Raw genomic sequence first — 14910 nt, forward strand, 5'->3', positions numbered from 1 at the left:
ATTAATCAAACAATTACGGTTGTTTCTTCATCTAAAAGTTTGAAGACAGGGCGCAATGCGATTCTTTTCGAAAGCTAAAAAGGAAAAAGACGCCTGGCTGGTCTTTGCGCCTTTGCCGCAGGGTATGGCCCTGGCGACGATGCGCCGCCAGGGCGCCAGCACGCCAGTGCTGCTTGGCTGTGTGGAGGCGGGGCTGGAAGGCCAAGGGGCGGAAGAAGCCCTGGCGCGTGCGGCGCGGTCGCGCAACGCCGCGCGATTCCGCTGCAGCACGCTGCTCGCCCCCAGCGATTACCAGCTGTTGACGTTGGAGGCGCCCAATGTGCCGCAAGACGAACTGAAAACCGCGGTGCGCTGGCGCATGAAAGACATGCTGGATTTCCACGTCGATGACGCGACCTTCGACGTAATGGCCATTCCGGTGGAACGCGCCAGCGGCCGCACGCCGAGCATGTTTGTGGTGGCGGCACGCAACAGCGTGATCCGCCAGCGCCAGGAACTGTTCTTCGGCGCCGGGATCGACCTGGAAGTGATCGACATCCCCGAGACTGCCCAGCGCAATGTATCGGCCCTGCTGGAACAGGATGGGCGCGGCCTGGCCCTGCTGTCGCTTGGCCCGCAGGGCGGCCTGTTGACCGTTACCTACCTGGGCGAGCTGTACCTGGCGCGCAGGATCGATGTCACGCCGGCGCTGCTGGAAGAAGGCGATGCCGATCGCCGCCATGCCGCGCTGGATCGGCTGATGCTGGAGGTGCAGCGTTCGCTCGACCACTTCGAGCGCCAGTTCGGCTTTGTTTCAATCTCCAGGATGGTTCTGGCCCCTGGTTGCGGCGAATCGCTGCTGAATTACCTGTCGTCGAATATGTACATGCCCGTGGTCCAATGCAAGCTGGAGGAAGTGATCGACTTGTCCGGGGTGCCTGAATTGCTGGACAGCGCGCAGCAGGCGCATTACTTCTTTGCCCTCGGTGCGGCATTGCGCCAGGAAGTGATCGTGCCATGAGCCAGCAGATCAACCTGTTCAACCCGATCTTCATGCGCCAGCGCCACAGCCTCAGTGCGCGCGGCATGGCGTTGGCCCTGTTGGCCTTGATCGCCGGCACCATTGCGATCGTTCTGTTCGCGGGCCGGCAATTGCAGCCTTTGCGCGAGCAGGCGTCGCAGCAAGAGAGCCGATTGAAGGAGCGGCAGGCCCGCATGCAAGCGGTGGCTGTGGAGTTCGCGCCGCGCGCCAGCGACCCGCTGCTGAAGACGGAGCTCGAGACCAAGGAAGCGCGCCTGAAATCCTTGCGGCAGGCGATGCAGATGCTGCACCAGGCTGAAGGCGAAGGCGGACAAGGCTTTGCGGAATATTTTCGCGCCCTGGCGCGCCAGAGCGTCAACGGCTTGTGGCTCACGGAAGTGACGGTGCAGGGCGAGCGGCGCGAGGTGAGCATGCAGGGCCGTGTGCTGCAAGCGGCCCTGGTGCCTGCCTACCTGTCGCGCCTCGGTGGCGAACCCGTATTGCGCGGCAAATCCTTCCGGACCCTGGAATTGGGTCCTGCGCCAGCGCAGGCGCCGGCTGTCGATGCAGCGGGACGCGTGCCGCTTGGCACGCTGCCTCCGGTAGCAGGCAGCACCGCAGCCAGCGCATTGGCCGCTGCCGCCCCTGCACCGGTCGAAGCGCCACCGGCACGTTTCCTTGAATTCCGGCTGCGCAGCACGGCTGCCGCGCCTGGCGGGGGGAATCCATGAAGGCCGCGCTGCTGAGACTGGAACAACGCATCGATGCGATGCCGCTGCCGCGGCGCGTGGCCCTGTTCGCTGCGGGGATCCTGCTGGTTGCAGGTATCGCATGGTTCGGAAAATTCGGACCCATGCTGGCGGAGCGCCAGTCCCTGCAGGCCTCGATCCAGCAAGGACAGGCCCAAGTCGACGCGATTGACAAGCAGATTGCCGCTGCGCTGAAGGCTTATGAATCGGACCCGAACGCCACCATGCGGCGCCGTCTGGCCGCAGTGCAGGAAGAAGCCCGCGCCACCAGCGAGGATTTACTGAACCGCAAGCAGGGCATGGTGCAGCCGCAGCGCATTGTCCCGCTGCTGCAACAGATGCTGGCCGGGCATCCCGGGCTGAAAGTGGTTGGGATGAAGACTTTGCCGGTCAGCGGCTTGCGGGACGGACAGTTCGACCAGGCCGGCACAGCTGCGCCGGGCACGGGGCCGCAGCCGGCCAGCCAGGCCCCGGCGATCCTGTATCGCCACGGTGTCGAGGTGGTGGTGGAGGGCAGCTATGCCGACCTGCTGGGCTATATGGCAACGCTGGAAAAAGTGACGCCGCGCCTGATATGGGGCAGCGCGCGCCTGAACGTGATCAAGCACCCCGAAACCAGCCTGACATTGACGGTGTACACATTGAGTCTCGACGAAACCTGGGTGCAGATATGAGAAAGATCCTGGCCGCCCTGGCGGTCCTCGCCGCCATCCCGGCGCTGGCGCAAACGGCGTTGCCCGACCCGACCAGGCCGCCGCCGGAAGTGCTGGCGCCGCAAGCGGAGCGCAGCGGCCCGGCCGCGGCAGTGCCTGCCGCCGGACCGCAACTGCAGTCGGTGCTGCTGGCACGCCGCCCGGGCGGACGCAAGCTGGCGGTAATCGACGGCGCCATTGTCCCGCTGGGCGGGAAGGTAGGCGGCGCCGTGCTGGTCGAAGTGCGCGAGGGTGCCGTCGTCCTGCAACGCGGGAAGCAAAAACAAGTATTGAAATTGGTATCATCGGGACAGGATAAGGCGCGACAGCCATGACAGAGAAAACGAGCATCTCGAAAGCTTCACAATTTTGCCGGCTGGCGATGGGCAGCGGCGCATTCGCGATGCTGGCAGCATGTACCCAGACGCCGATGCGCGACACCTACAGTTCCATCAGCAAGGAGGTGAAATCCGCCGCGCAGTCGGCTGCGACCGCGCCCGTCCCGCAGCAGGTTTCGGACGCCTTGCTGCCGTCGGCCGAACAGCTGGCAGGACAGTTGCCCAAGGCACGGCCGGTGCTGGAGGAACGCTTCAATGTGGCGTTCAACGACGTGCCGGCAAACCAGTTCTTCAATTCACTGGTGGCGGGCACCCGTTACAACATGCTGGTGCATCCTGAAGTCAGCGGCAATATCACGGCCAACCTGAAGGACGTCACGATTGCCGAGGCGCTGGAAGCCGTGCGCGAAATGTATGGCTACGATTACCGGATCGAGGGCACGCGCATCACGATCAAGCCGCTGACCATGCAAAGCCGGATGTTCCAGGTGAATTACCTGACCGCATCGCGCCGCGGTTCGTCGAACCTGCGCGTGACGTCGACCTCGGTGCAAAATGCCGGCAACAACGGCAATAACAACAATAACAACGGCGACCAGAACAATAACAACCGCCAGAACCGCAACAACAATAACGGCGATCCGAATTCACCCAATGCCAACGTGCTGGATGAAGCGGCCAATGTCACCACGCGTTCGGAATCCGATTTCTGGGCCGAGCTGAAACTGTCGCTGGAAGCGATCGTCGGCGCCGGCAAGGATGGGCGCGCCGTCGTCATCAGCCCGCAATCGGGCCTGGTGGTGATCCGCGGCATGCCGGAGGACTTGCGCAACGTCGACCGCTACCTGAAAGCGACGCAGCTGGCGGTGGCGCGCCAGGTCATCCTCGAGGCAAAAATCCTGGAGGTGGAGCTGAGCGAAAAGGCGCAGTCCGGCATCAACTGGGCGGCTTTCGGCTCGCGCATTTCGGCCGGCATGGTCGGTCCCGGCACGACGCTGGCGCCGCGCATCAATGGCGTCAATTCCCTGCTGAGCCAGCCGAACGGCATGTCCGGTACGCCCGGCACGACCCTGGCGACGGCCACCAGCGCGGCTGGGTCGCTGTTTGGCCTGGCATTCCAGAATTCCAATTTTGCCGCGCTGATTTCCTTCTTGGAGTCGCAGGGCACGGTGCATGTGCTGTCCAGCCCGCGCATCGCCACGCTGAACAACCAGAAGGCTGTGCTGAAGATCGGCACCGACGAGTTCTTCGTCACTGGTGTGAGCACCACCACCAATACCAATGCGACCGGCAATGGCACGGTGTCGCCGAACGTGACGCTGCAGCCTTTCTTCTCCGGCGTGGTGCTGGACGTGACGCCGCAGATCGATGACAAGGGCAACATCATCCTGCACGTGCATCCCTCGGTAAGCCAGGTGTCGACGGTGAACAAGAATATCAACCTCGGCAATGCCGGCAGCCTGAACCTGCCGCTGGCGGCGTCGGCCACTTCTGAAATGGATAGCATGGTGCGCGGCGAGAACGGCAGCGTGGTGGCGATCGGCGGCCTGATGCGCCAGTCGACCAGTGCCGACCGCTCGCAGATTCCGGTTGCCGGCCGCATTCCCGTGATCGGCAGCCTGTTCCGCAGCACTGCGGACAGCATCCAGAAGCGCGAGCTGGTGGTCCTGATCAAGCCAACGATTGTCGATACGGCCAGCGACTGGAGCCAGGACCTGATGGAGAGCAGCCGCCGCATCGAGCTCCTCGATCCGAAGCAGACCACGGGGCGCCGCTGATATGTACGAGAGCCACTTCGGCTTGCGCGAGGCGCCATTCGGCATTACGCCGGATACCAGCTTTTTCTTCAAGAGCCCGCACTCGCAGGAAGCGCTGAACACCCTGCTGGTGGCTGCGCGCAGCGGCGAGGGCTTCATCAAGATCACGGGCGAAGTCGGCACGGGAAAGACCCTGCTGTGCCGCACATTCATGAAAACGCTGGGCGAGGATTTCGTCACCGCCTATTTGCCCAATCCGCTGCTTGAGCCGCGCACCCTGATGCTGGCCCTGGCCGACGAACTGGAATTGCCGCTGGCGAGCGATGTCGACCAGCACCAGCTCCTGAAGTCGCTGACCGCACGCTTGCTGGAGCTGGCAGGGCAGGGCAAGCGCGTGGTGCTGTGCATCGACGAGGCGCAGACGATTCCGCGCGAGAGCCTGGAGGCGCTGCGCCTGCTGACCAACCTGGAAACCGAGAAGCGCAAGCTGCTGCAGATCGTGTTGTTCGGACAGCCCGAACTCAATGAACACCTGCAGGCGCAGTCGATCCGCCAGCTGGCGCAGCGCATCACATTCCAGCACGACCTGGGCGGGCTGACGCGCGACGACATGGAATACTACCTGGCGCACCGGCTGCGCGTGGCGGGGTTTACGGGCGCGCGCCTGTTCAGCAAAGGCGCGGTGAGCAAGCTGTTTGCCGCCAGCCGTGGCATACCGCGGCTGGTCAACATCATCGCGCACAAGGCCATGCTGGCCGCCTACGGCGAAGGGCGCCAGCGCATTGATGCGCACCACGTCAAGCTGGCCGCCAGGGATACCGCCGTGGCGCGCCAGCGCGGCTGGCCGTGGCTGGCCACGGGTCTTGCCCTGGCCGCACTGGCTGCTGCGGGCGCATTGCTGTCTTACCGGTTGACTTTATGAGCCTGATTAACAAAATGCTGCAAGACCTGGATGCCAGGGGTGGCGCGCCAAAAGGGGCCGGCCTGTCGGATTCCGTGCAGGCAGTCCAGCAACGGTCTTCCCGAAATCATGTGGTCTTGATTGCTGCTGCGGCAGCGATTGTCGTCGTATCGGTGGCCGGTTTTGCCGGCTGGCGCTATCTGCGCAATGCGCCGGCGGATGCGGTACCTGCGCCTGCCACAGGAGTGATCCGGCAGGCGACAGTCGCGGAAAAGCCGCAAGCGACGCCACCTGAACAAATGGTCGATGGCTTGCAACTGCCCGCCGCAAACGAGGCCGCGGCCCCTGCGCCGCCAGCGGCTGGCGCCAGGGAAGGAGCGGAAGCAGGGGCTCCGGCACTGGCCAAACCGCCTGGCGCCAGCCTGGTCAAGCGCGATGACAGCGGCGCGGCAAGCAAGGCTCCGGTGCGCCGTCGCGAAGGCGCCGGACCGGCGGCCGTGCCGTCGCCATTGCGCGCCGCGGCCAATGCCGGTGGTGCGGTGTCGCCTGCATCGCGAGAGGCCGGTTCACAGGCATCAGCGACGGCACTTTTCCAGCGTGCACAGGGCAAGCTCGCGTCCGGGCGCGTAGCGGAAGCCATTGTGGACCTCGAAGCTGCGCTCGACATCGACCAGCGCTACCTGGCGGCACGCGAGACTCTGGTTGGCGTACTGGTGGAGTCCGGCCAGCAGGCCGATGCGATGCGCCATTTGAGGCGCGCACTGGCGCTGAATCCGGAGCAGTCGGGCATGGCCATGCTGCTGGCGCGCCTGCAACTCGAGCACGGCAGCGGCGCCCTCGATACACTGGAACAAAGCCTGCCTTACGCGCAATCGAATCCCGACTACCGCGCGATGATGGCCGGAGTGCTGGAGCGGGCTGGCCGTCATCGCGAGGCCGCCCTGCATTATCAGGCGGCCGTGCAGCTGCAGCCGGCCAATGGCGTCTGGTGGATGGGGCTTGGGATTGCGCTGCAGGGCGACAAGCGTAACGCGGAAGCAAAGCCGGCCTTCCAGAGTGCGCTGGATTCAGGGCGCCTGTCGCCTGAACTGCAAGCCTTCGTCGAACGGCGCCTCCAGCAGCTCAATTAAAGCGCGGCCTGAGCGCCCCAGATCTGCTTCATGCTGAAGCGCAGTTCCGCCTGGTCCTCGGTGAGGGCCTCGAGGATTGCGCATTGCGGCTGGTCGGTGCGGCGTTGCACCGACGCTGGCAGGGCCTTGCCGGCCGCATCGCGCATGCAGTGCACCTCCAGCGCGCCGTCGCCGCTGTCGCGCCCCGTCACCACGCCCAGTTCTCCGTTCGCCAGGCGCACCAGCACGCCGGGCGGGTATTTGCCGAGCTGGCGGTGGAATTGCTCCTGCAAGACCGGATCGGCTGGATGCAGAGGGTCGTGCAGGAGCTTTTCGAGCGCCTCGTCCGGCAGCATGGAGCAGCGGTAATTGCGCGCCGAAACACGTGCGCAATAGCGATCGGCCAGGCTAAGCAGGCGGGCGTTGTGAGTGATCTGCTCGCGAGTCATGCCGGCCGGGTAGCCGCTGCCGTCGTCGTTCTCATGGTGCATCAGGACGCAGGAAATCCACTCGTCATCCTCAACGCCTGCATACTTCAGCATTTCCGCGCTGTCTTCCGGGTGCCGGCGCACGATCGCCATTTCTTCGCTATTCAGCGTGCCGGGCTTGCACTGGAAGTTGTCGTGGTGCCGCAGCATGCCGACGTTCATGGTGAGCGCGGCGGCAGTCAAGGAAATCACTTCATCGGATGCCTTGTCCAGGCCGCGCGCGATCAGGATCACCACGATGGCGGTTTCAATGCAATGGCGTACCGCATACGTGCCGGCGATCTGGTTCAGGAACAGGCAGGCCAGTGCGATGTCGGGGTTCATTTCGACCGCGCGCACCACTTCGCGCGCGATGTTGCGCAAATCGGCATCGGCATTGCGCTCGTTGCGCAAATCCCCCAGCAGCTTTTCCAGGCGCTTGTTGGCGAGGTTGAGTTCATGCAGCACGGACGGAGGCGGCTCCAGCCGCGATCCGCCTTCCATGCCGAGGTCCTGCAAGCTGTTGAGGTACTGGTTCATGGTTTTTCCCCTCGTGTTACACGCGCGCCAGTCGCTTCAATGCAAGCGCCAGCGTCTCGTCCTTCTTGGCAAAGCAGAAGCGCACAATGCCCGAATCCTTGCCGTTGCGGTAGAACGCCGAAACCGGAATGGCGGCGACCTTGATTTCGCTGGTCAGCCATTCCGCGAAGTCCGCTTCCGATTGCGCGGAAATGCGGTCGTAGCGCACGCACTGGAAGTAGGTGCCATCTGCAGGCAGCAACTCGAAGCGGCTGCCTTCCAGGCCTTTGCGAAACAGGTCGCGCTTGTGCTGGTAGAAGGCGGGCAGTCCCACATATGGCGCGGGATCGGCCATGTAGCTGGCAATGCCGTGCTGCATGGGAGTGTTCACCGAGAACACGTTGTACTGGTGGACCTTGCGGAATTCGAGCGACATCATGGCAGGCGCGGCGACATAGCCAACCTTCCAGCCCGTGACGTGATAGGTCTTGCCGAAGCTGGAGACCACGAACGAGCGCTCGGCCAGGTCCGGGTAGCGGCACATGGACTCGTGGCGCTGGCCGTCATAGACCATGTGCTCATACACTTCATCGGACAGGATCAGGATCCCGGTGTCGCGCACGATTGCGCGCAGCGCCTCCATGTCGGCCGCGCGCAGCACGCTTCCGGTTGGATTGTGCGGCGTGTTGATGATGATCATGCGGGTGCGCTCCGTCACGGCTGCATCCACTCGCGGCCAGGGCACGCTGAAGCCGCCGTGCGGCGAAAGGTCCATCTGCACCAGCACCGGCACGCCGCCGGCCAGTTCGATGGCGGGCAGGTAGCTGTCGTAGGCTGGCTCGATCACGATCACTTCGTCGCCGGGGTGCACGCTGCACAGGATGGCCGTGGTCAGCGCTTCCGTCGCACCCGGCGTGACGGTGATCTCGGTGTTGACGTCGTAATGGTGGCCGTAGACGCGGCTGATTTTCTCGGCGATGGCCTGGCGCAGTTCGAGCGCGCCGATGCCGGGCGGGTACTGGTTAAAGCCTTCGCGCATGGCGACGGTGACCATGTCGACCAGCTTGGGGTCGCAGGCGAAATCAGGAAAGCCCTGGCCCAGGTTGACCGCACCGTGTTGTCCGGCCAGGGCCGACATGCGCGAAAAAATAGTGGTACCAATGTGCGGCAGCCGGGAAGTCAGTTGTTTCATCGTGCTTAGGAAAAGGACATTTTTTCCATTCTAGCGCAGCGGAATAAAACAAGTGTTGCCCCGAGGGTAAAACTGGAATGTCAAGCCTCCAGGCTCCATTTTTCCGGCTGCATGACCTTGAACATGCCGGCTTTCGCGAGTCGCTTGGCAAGTTTGAGCAGGGCCTTGTCCTTGGTGATCAGGATGTCGGCCTGGGCGTCGCGCGCCAGCTCCAGGAACTTCTGGTCGTCGCGGTCGGTGCAAACCGGCAGCCGCGCGCCCGATTCCGGTGGCTGCACTACCTTGATGTACTGGTCGAAACGGGCCGCGCTGGCAGGGCGCGTGCTTTCATCGAGCGGCAGGTGAGGGTAGTTCAGGACGAACAGGTATTCGGCGCGGCAATCGGCGCGGGTGATCGCTTCGACCGCGCCGCTTTCGATTGCCGCCAGCAGCGATGCCCAGCGCGGATCCTGGAAAACGAACAGGTCGAGGCAGACATTGGTGTCGATGACGATGCGCTTCGGAGCATTTTGCAGTGGAACAGGTATCATGTCGGGGTTTTTCGTTTTGAATATTGAATCTTATGCTGATTGTGCTGTCGCCTGCCAAAAGTCTTGACCTGGAAACTCCGCCAACCACCAAACTCGCAACGCAGCCTGCGTTCCTTGATCATTCGGAGCAGTTGATCGAGCGCCTGCGTGGCTTTTCGCCAAATGAACTGGGCGAGCTGATGGACCTGTCCGATGCCTTGTCGACGCTGAACGTGGCCCGCTATGCTTCATGGACCAAAGATACCAGCGAGGCGCGCCAGGCAGTCATGACCTTCAACGGCGACGTCTATGACGGTCTTGATGCGCGCAGCATGTCGGCGAAACAGCTCGATTACACCCAGTCGCGCATCCGCATCCTGTCCGGCCTGTACGGCATGCTGAAGCCTTTGGACCTGATTCACCCGCACCGCCTGGAAATGGGCACCCGCCTGCAAAACCCGCGCGGCAAGAATCTCTACGAATTCTGGGGCGACATGATCACCGAGGCGCTGAACAAGGAAGGCTCGCCGGTGCTGGTCAACCTGGCTTCGGACGAGTATTTCAAGTCGGTCAAGCCGAAGAAGCTGGATATGCCGGTCATTACGCCAGTCTTCGAAGACTGGAAGGGCGGCAAATACAAGATCATCTCGTTCTTCGCCAAGCGCGCACGCGGCATGCTCGCGCGCTATGCGGCGGTGAACAACATCACCGATCCGGTCAAGCTGAAGAAATTCGATGTGGATGGCTACAAATTCGAAGCTGACGCCTCGAACGATACTACCTGGGTATTCCGCCGCAAGATCGCAGCCTGACAAGGGCTTGGGGTCTGACCCTATGGGTCCGACCCCGGTTTGCCGGTTTTACCAAATGTTATACCAGGCCTTCTTCTTGAGCCCGTCATCTGCCAGCATCTTGCTTTCAGGGAAGTTCTTGTCGAAGACGCGCTTGGTGTCATCGCGCAGGGTCGTGTTGCCCATCTTATCGTAGCCGCGGTACATGATGGCCAGCGCTTCTTCGATCGAAGGCGAGTCCGCGTAATCGGTCAGCACGCCCTGTGCACGGTTGATCGCTGCCAGGTAGGCGCCGCGGCGGTAGTAATAACGCGCCACATAGACTTCATACTTGGCCATCGCGTTGATCAGGTACTTCATGCGATCGATGGCGTCCGGCGTGTATTTGCTTTCGGGAAACTTTTCAACCAGTGCCTTGAAGGCGGCGAACGCTTCGCGCGTTGCTTTCGGGTCGCGTTCCGCCGGGTCCTGCTCATACAGGAAGTTCAGCAAGCCGATCGAATCGTTGAAATTCACCAGGCCGCGCAGGTAGTACATGTAGTCAACGTTCGGATGGTTCGGGTGCAGCTTGATGAAGCGCTCCACGGCTGCCAGCGCCTGGGCCTGGTCTTGCGCCTTGTAGTGGGAATAAGCGATTTCCATTTGCGCCTGCTGCGCATACGTGCCGAACGGGTAGCTGGATTCAAGGCGTTCGAAGAGCTGGACGGCACGTTCATAGTTGCCGCTAGCCTGTTCATCCTTGGCCTCCGAGTATAATTTCGTTGCGGACCAGCCTCGAGTCTCGTCTGCACGTTCTGGTAACAGGCCACAAGCTGACAAACTAAACAGTACGACTGTTGCTGCAACTACTGATAATTTTTTTTGCATGTTGATGTGCAAGGAATCGTTAACCAAAATACTAAACTTGGCTGATTATAGCCGATGGGAATGCTGTGATATTGAAACCTGAGATGAATTCGGCAGAACAAGTGCCTGATAACGATTTTGACGCCGATTTTGAAGGTGATTTAACGGCCGATCCCCTCGCGCCGATCGAACTCGAACTGAGTAAATCCGATTGCGGTGAGCGCCTGGACAAGGTGGTGGCGCGCATGGTGCCCCAGTTTTCGCGCGGCCGCCTGCAATCCTGGATTGAAGAGGGCCATATTACCGTCGACGGCAAGCCGGCCAAAGTGCGCGCCACCGTGTATGGCGATGAAAAGATCCTGGTCATCCCCCAGCCGGCGCCGGAAGACGTGGCATTCACCCCGGAAGACGTGCCGCTGGATATCGTTTTCGAAGACGATAACCTGCTGGTGATCAATAAACCGGCAGGCCTGGTGGTCCATCCGGGCGCCGGCAACTGGTCCGGCACCATGCTGAATGGCTTGCTGCACCGTTGGCCGCAACTGGGCGGCGTGCCGCGCGCCGGCATCGTGCACCGCCTCGACAAGGATACCAGCGGCCTGATGGTAGTCGGCAAGGACTTGCCGACCCAGACCGACCTGGTGCGCCAACTGCAAGCGCGTACCGTGAAGCGCGTGTACTGGTGCATCGTTTGGGGCACTCCGCGCATGAGCGGCACCATCGATGCGTCCATGGGCCGCGACCAGAAGGATCGCGTGAAAATGGCGGTGTCGACCAGCATGGGCTCGAAACCGGCGATTACCCATTATCAGCGCCTGGCCGAAGGCGTGCTGGACGGCCGTCCGGTATCGCTGGTGCAGTGCCGCCTGGAGACAGGCCGCACCCATCAGATCCGCGTGCACATGGCGCATTTGGGCTTCTCGCTGATCGGCGACCAGGTCTACGGCAAGCAGCATATGGCCAGCGTGTTCCCGCGCCAGGCGCTGCAGGCGCGCCGCCTCGGCCTGGTGCACCCTGCGACCGGCGAACAGATGGAATGGGTAGTGCCGCTGGCGGATGACTTCAAGGAGCTGATGGACCGGGCCGGCATCGAGGAGCCGGACGAGTCGGTACTGTCGGCCGCCGCGGCGACGCACGGGGAGTTTGAAGACTACGATATCTACGACGACGAATTCGACGACGAATAATGCAGCAATCTTTCCAGGGAGCGCAATGGCTGGTGCCTGACTGGCCCGGTGCTCCGGCCAATATCGGTTTTGTCTGTACCACGCGGCGCGGCGGCGTGAGCCCCGATCCTTATGGGCCGGGCCCGCAGGCCATCGCTACCAGTGGCGGCGGCCTGAACCTGGGTGTTCATGTCGGCGACGATCCATCGAATGTCGCGTTCAACCGGGCAATCCTGCGCGGGCGCTTGCCGACGGAGCCGGCGTGGCTGTCGCAGGTGCATGGTGCGGCGGTCGTGCGTGCGGATCGCCTGGGGCGCGGCAGCACCCCGGAGGCCGATGCCAGTATCGCGGCCATGCCGGGCGCAGTGTGCGCCATCCAGACGGCGGACTGCCTGCCGGTGCTGTTCACCGACCGGGCCGGCACGGTCGTGGGCGCAGCCCATGCGGGCTGGCGTGGCCTGGCGGGCGGCGTGCTCGAGGCGACGGTCGACGCCATGCGCGCCGAGGCCGGCGAAGGCGAGATCATCGCCTGGCTTGGCCCGGCAATCGGTCCGCAAGAATTCGAGGTCGGCGAGGAGGTGTTGGCAACCTTCCTGGCCGGTGCTGCTTCGGCGGGCGAACGGGCGGCGGGCGAGGCTGCCGTGCGTGCCGCCTTCGTGGCGCGGCCGGAACAGCCTGGCAAATACCTGGCGGATATTTACGCACTGGCCCGGCTTGCGCTGCGCCGGGTCGGCGTAACAGATGTCAGCGGCGGCGATTTATGTACAGTCACCGACGCCAGCCGCTTCTATTCCTACCGCAGGGACAAGGTCACTGGAAGGCAGGCGAGTTTGATCTGGATCAAGGAGTAGGTGGTTCATTGCGACGGGCGGCTTCGGCTGCCCGTTTGCGTTTGCGGCGTTTGCCGCCTGTTAGATAAAATAGTATTCCTAATGGCAACAGGCCATACAGCAGGAAGGTCATGATGCCCGCGACCACGGTTGGTTCCGTGAAAGCCATCAGGATTGTGACGTAGAGCCAGGCAACAGCAACAATCAACATTTTTTTCCAAAATTGTATTTTTAACGGACTCAAAAAATGAACATGCCCGACCCGCAAGCCTTCGCAAACGCATGGATGACGCAAATCAGCGATCCTCAGCAATGGCAATCCTGGTTCAAGATGATGCCGGAGATGGATGCTGTCCCAGGCGCCGCCCTGCTGCGCGATGCAGGTGCAACCGTCCGCCCGGAGGCGATGGAGCAGCTGCGTAACGAGTATATGGGCGAGTTCGGCGCGCTGTGGCAGGAATTCCTGGCCGGTAAGGCGCCTTCCCTGAAGGACCGCCGCTTTTCGTCCGAAGCCTGGCAGGGCAATCCGGTGTCCGCGTTCAATGCGGCATCATACCTGCTAAATAGCAAATTCCTCATGCAAATGGCGGAAGCCGTTGACGCGAGCCCTCACCAGAAACAGAAAATCCGCTTCGCCGTCCAGCAGGTGGTCGATGCCATGTCGCCGGCCAACTTCCTGGCGACGAACCCGGAAGCGCACCAGAAGCTGATCGAGACCAAGGGCGAAAGCCTGACCAAGGGCTTGGCCAACCTGCTGGGCGATATCCAGAAGGGCCATATTTCCCTGTCCGACGAGAAAGCGTTCGAAGTAGGCCGCAACTTGGCCACGACCGAAGGCCAGGTAGTGTTCGAAAACGAGCTGTTCCAGCTGATCCAGTACACGCCGCTGACCAAGACCGTGCATGAGCGGCCCTTGCTGATGGTGCCGCCTTGCATCAACAAATACTACATCCTCGACCTGCAACCGGAGAATTCCCTGGTGCGTTATGCGGTGGAGCAGGGCAATACCGTGTTCCTGGTCTCCTGGCGCAATCCCGACCAGTCGCTGGCCGGCACCACCTGGGATGACTATATCGAGAAAGGCGTGATCAACGCGATCAACATCGCCCGCGACATCACGAAGCAGGACAAGCTCAATGTGCTCGGCTTCTGCGTCGGCGGGACCTTGCTGTCGACAGCACTGGCGGTGCTGGCGGCGCGCGGCGAACAGCCGGCGGCCGGCATCACGCTGCTGACCACCTTCCTCGATTTCAGCGACACCGGCGTGCTGAACGTCTTCGTCGACGAACCGCAGGTGCAATTGCGTGAGCAGACCCTGAAGTCGGGCGGCCTGATGCCGGGCCGCGACCTGGCCAGTACCTTCTCCAGCCTGCGCCCGAACGACCTGGTGTGGAATTACGTGCAGTCCAACTACCTGAAGGGCAATGAGCCGCCGCCGTTTGACCTGCTGTACTGGAATTCCGACTCGACCAACCTGCCAGGCCCGATGTTCTGCTGGTACCTGCGCAACACCTACCTGGAAAACAGCCTGAAAGTGCCGGGCAAGCTGACCGTGGCGGGCGAAAAAGTCGACTTGTCGAAAATCCAGGCGCCAGCTTTCATCTACGCTTCGCGCGAAGACCACATCGTGCCATGGAACTCGGCCTACCTGTCGACCAGGATCCTGAACAACAAGAATCCCGAGCTGAACAAGTTCATCTTGGGCGCCTCCGGCCATATCGCCGGCGTAATCAATCCGGCCGCCAAGAAAAAGCGCAGCTACTGGACCAATGACGCCCGCCCGGCCTCGCATGAAGAGTGGTTCAGCGGCGCGGCCGAGCATCCGGGAAGCTGGTGGGGCGAGTGGTCGGAATTCCTGGCGGCGCACGGCGGCAAGGGCGTCAAGGCGCGCACCAAGCTGGGTAATACCAGATACGAACCAATTGAGGCGGCACCTGGGCGATATGTAAAAGCTAAGGCTGATTGATTTTTGGTAACGTTAAGTTGCAATGCAATATTGTCGTGCCAAAAGCTTTTTTTTCGCCCTATAATGGGCTAGCAAATA

The 14910-nt window shown here is 62.3% G+C and carries 16 protein-coding genes; 11 read left to right on the plus strand and 5 right to left on the minus strand.

The window, feature by feature from the left end:
- The first annotated feature begins 55 nt into the window (after positions 1-55).
- The 7 genes from pilM to ACN9M3_RS15465 are packed head-to-tail and all read left to right on the plus strand — an operon-like array spanning position 56 to position 6567.
- Complete coding sequence (gene pilM / locus ACN9M3_RS15435; protein ID WP_426323599.1) at positions 56-1000, plus strand: type IV pilus biogenesis protein PilM; 945 nt, start codon at positions 56-58, stop codon at positions 998-1000.
- The gene (locus ACN9M3_RS15440) at positions 997-1731 is read left to right on the plus strand and encodes an MSHA biogenesis protein MshA (protein ID WP_426323601.1); all 735 of its coding nucleotides are present in this window, start codon (positions 997-999) and stop codon (positions 1729-1731) included. The genes pilM and ACN9M3_RS15440 overlap by 4 nt, the downstream gene beginning before the upstream one ends.
- The gene (locus tag ACN9M3_RS15445; RefSeq protein WP_426171999.1) at positions 1728-2423 is read left to right on the plus strand and encodes a hypothetical protein; all 696 of its coding nucleotides are present in this window, start codon (positions 1728-1730) and stop codon (positions 2421-2423) included. The genes ACN9M3_RS15440 and ACN9M3_RS15445 overlap by 4 nt, the downstream gene beginning before the upstream one ends.
- Entirely contained in the window at positions 2420-2776 is a 357-nt protein-coding gene (locus ACN9M3_RS15450) for an MSHA biogenesis protein MshK (RefSeq protein ID WP_426172001.1), read from the plus strand. The genes ACN9M3_RS15445 and ACN9M3_RS15450 overlap by 4 nt, the downstream gene beginning before the upstream one ends.
- Positions 2773-4557 carry a pilus (MSHA type) biogenesis protein MshL gene (gene mshL / locus ACN9M3_RS15455; RefSeq protein ID WP_426323604.1) on the plus strand — a complete coding sequence of 595 codons (1785 nt, stop codon included), beginning with the start codon at positions 2773-2775 and terminating at the stop codon, positions 4555-4557. Before ACN9M3_RS15450 ends, mshL begins: the two co-directional genes overlap by 4 nt.
- A 1-nt stretch (position 4558) precedes the next feature.
- A complete protein-coding gene (locus ACN9M3_RS15460; protein WP_426323606.1) occupies positions 4559-5458 on the plus strand; it encodes an ExeA family protein in 900 nt (299 codons plus the stop codon).
- Positions 5455-6567 (plus strand): tetratricopeptide repeat protein, encoded by a 1113-nt coding sequence (locus tag ACN9M3_RS15465; RefSeq protein WP_426323608.1) that lies wholly within the window; start codon positions 5455-5457, stop codon positions 6565-6567. Before ACN9M3_RS15460 ends, ACN9M3_RS15465 begins: the two co-directional genes overlap by 4 nt.
- Here the strand turns inward: ACN9M3_RS15465 and ACN9M3_RS15470 are convergent.
- The 3 genes from ACN9M3_RS15470 to ACN9M3_RS15480 all read right to left on the minus strand — a co-directional run bounded on the left by ACN9M3_RS15470 (position 6564) and on the right by ACN9M3_RS15480 (position 9254).
- Positions 6564-7553 carry an HD-GYP domain-containing protein gene (locus ACN9M3_RS15470; protein WP_426323610.1) on the minus strand — a complete coding sequence of 330 codons (990 nt, stop codon included), beginning with the start codon at positions 7551-7553 and terminating at the stop codon, positions 6564-6566. The genes ACN9M3_RS15465 and ACN9M3_RS15470 overlap by 4 nt on opposite strands.
- A 16-nt stretch (positions 7554-7569) precedes the next feature.
- A complete protein-coding gene (locus tag ACN9M3_RS15475; protein WP_426323612.1) occupies positions 7570-8724 on the minus strand; it encodes a pyridoxal phosphate-dependent aminotransferase in 1155 nt (384 codons plus the stop codon).
- A gap of 80 nt (positions 8725-8804) precedes the next feature.
- The gene (locus ACN9M3_RS15480) at positions 8805-9254 is read right to left on the minus strand and encodes a putative toxin-antitoxin system toxin component, PIN family (RefSeq protein ID WP_426172011.1); all 450 of its coding nucleotides are present in this window, start codon (positions 9252-9254) and stop codon (positions 8805-8807) included.
- 32 nt (positions 9255-9286) lie between these two features.
- Here ACN9M3_RS15480 and yaaA point away from each other — a divergent pair, with 32 nt between their 5' ends.
- Entirely contained in the window at positions 9287-10045 is a 759-nt protein-coding gene (yaaA, locus tag ACN9M3_RS15485) for a peroxide stress protein YaaA (protein WP_426323615.1), read from the plus strand.
- 48 nt (positions 10046-10093) lie between these two features.
- On the opposite strand, the gene ACN9M3_RS15490 is transcribed toward yaaA, so the two are convergent.
- Positions 10094-10891 (minus strand): outer membrane protein assembly factor BamD, encoded by a 798-nt coding sequence (locus ACN9M3_RS15490; protein WP_426172014.1) that lies wholly within the window; start codon positions 10889-10891, stop codon positions 10094-10096.
- 83 nt (positions 10892-10974) lie between these two features.
- On the opposite strand from ACN9M3_RS15490, the gene ACN9M3_RS15495 reads away from it, so the two are divergent.
- Together ACN9M3_RS15495 and pgeF are read left to right on the plus strand one after the other, a co-directional pair.
- Positions 10975-12057: an RluA family pseudouridine synthase gene (locus ACN9M3_RS15495; RefSeq protein WP_426172016.1), complete on the plus strand. Its 1083-nt coding sequence runs from the start codon at positions 10975-10977 to the stop codon at positions 12055-12057.
- On the plus strand, positions 12057-12887 hold the full coding sequence (gene pgeF / locus ACN9M3_RS15500; protein ID WP_426323617.1) for a peptidoglycan editing factor PgeF: 831 nt from the start codon (positions 12057-12059) through the stop codon (positions 12885-12887). The genes ACN9M3_RS15495 and pgeF overlap by 1 nt, the downstream gene beginning before the upstream one ends.
- On the opposite strand, the gene ACN9M3_RS15505 is transcribed toward pgeF, so the two are convergent.
- A complete protein-coding gene (locus ACN9M3_RS15505) occupies positions 12877-13077 on the minus strand; it encodes a hypothetical protein (RefSeq protein WP_057265381.1) in 201 nt (66 codons plus the stop codon). The genes pgeF and ACN9M3_RS15505 overlap by 11 nt on opposite strands.
- 36 nt (positions 13078-13113) lie before the next feature.
- Here ACN9M3_RS15505 and phaC point away from each other — a divergent pair, with 36 nt between their 5' ends.
- On the plus strand, positions 13114-14832 hold the full coding sequence (phaC, locus tag ACN9M3_RS15510; RefSeq protein ID WP_426323619.1) for a class I poly(R)-hydroxyalkanoic acid synthase: 1719 nt from the start codon (positions 13114-13116) through the stop codon (positions 14830-14832).
- Positions 14833-14910: the final 78 nt, after the last annotated feature.

Source organism: Pseudoduganella sp. R-43, assembly GCF_049913255.1.
GTDB lineage: Bacteria > Pseudomonadota > Gammaproteobacteria > Burkholderiales > Burkholderiaceae_D > Rugamonas.

Coding starts and splice junctions, on each gene's coding strand:
- pilM (WP_426323599.1), top strand. CDS start 56: ATGCGATTCTTTTCGAAAGCTAAAAAGGAAAAAGACGCCTGGCTGGTC.
- ACN9M3_RS15440 (WP_426323601.1), top strand. CDS start 997: ATGAGCCAGCAGATCAACCTGTTCAACCCGATCTTCATGCGCCAGCGC.
- ACN9M3_RS15445 (WP_426171999.1), top strand. CDS start 1,728: ATGAAGGCCGCGCTGCTGAGACTGGAACAACGCATCGATGCGATGCCG.
- ACN9M3_RS15450 (WP_426172001.1), top strand. CDS start 2,420: ATGAGAAAGATCCTGGCCGCCCTGGCGGTCCTCGCCGCCATCCCGGCG.
- mshL (WP_426323604.1), top strand. CDS start 2,773: ATGACAGAGAAAACGAGCATCTCGAAAGCTTCACAATTTTGCCGGCTG.
- ACN9M3_RS15460 (WP_426323606.1), top strand. CDS start 4,559: ATGTACGAGAGCCACTTCGGCTTGCGCGAGGCGCCATTCGGCATTACG.
- ACN9M3_RS15465 (WP_426323608.1), top strand. CDS start 5,455: ATGAGCCTGATTAACAAAATGCTGCAAGACCTGGATGCCAGGGGTGGC.
- ACN9M3_RS15470 (WP_426323610.1), bottom strand. CDS start 7,553: ATGAACCAGTACCTCAACAGCTTGCAGGACCTCGGCATGGAAGGCGGA.
- ACN9M3_RS15475 (WP_426323612.1), bottom strand. CDS start 8,724: ATGAAACAACTGACTTCCCGGCTGCCGCACATTGGTACCACTATTTTT.
- ACN9M3_RS15480 (WP_426172011.1), bottom strand. CDS start 9,254: ATGATACCTGTTCCACTGCAAAATGCTCCGAAGCGCATCGTCATCGAC.
- yaaA (WP_426323615.1), top strand. CDS start 9,287: ATGCTGATTGTGCTGTCGCCTGCCAAAAGTCTTGACCTGGAAACTCCG.
- ACN9M3_RS15490 (WP_426172014.1), bottom strand. CDS start 10,891: ATGCAAAAAAAATTATCAGTAGTTGCAGCAACAGTCGTACTGTTTAGT.
- ACN9M3_RS15495 (WP_426172016.1), top strand. CDS start 10,975: ATGAATTCGGCAGAACAAGTGCCTGATAACGATTTTGACGCCGATTTT.
- pgeF (WP_426323617.1), top strand. CDS start 12,057: ATGCAGCAATCTTTCCAGGGAGCGCAATGGCTGGTGCCTGACTGGCCC.
- ACN9M3_RS15505 (WP_057265381.1), bottom strand. CDS start 13,077: ATGTTGATTGTTGCTGTTGCCTGGCTCTACGTCACAATCCTGATGGCT.
- phaC (WP_426323619.1), top strand. CDS start 13,114: ATGAACATGCCCGACCCGCAAGCCTTCGCAAACGCATGGATGACGCAA.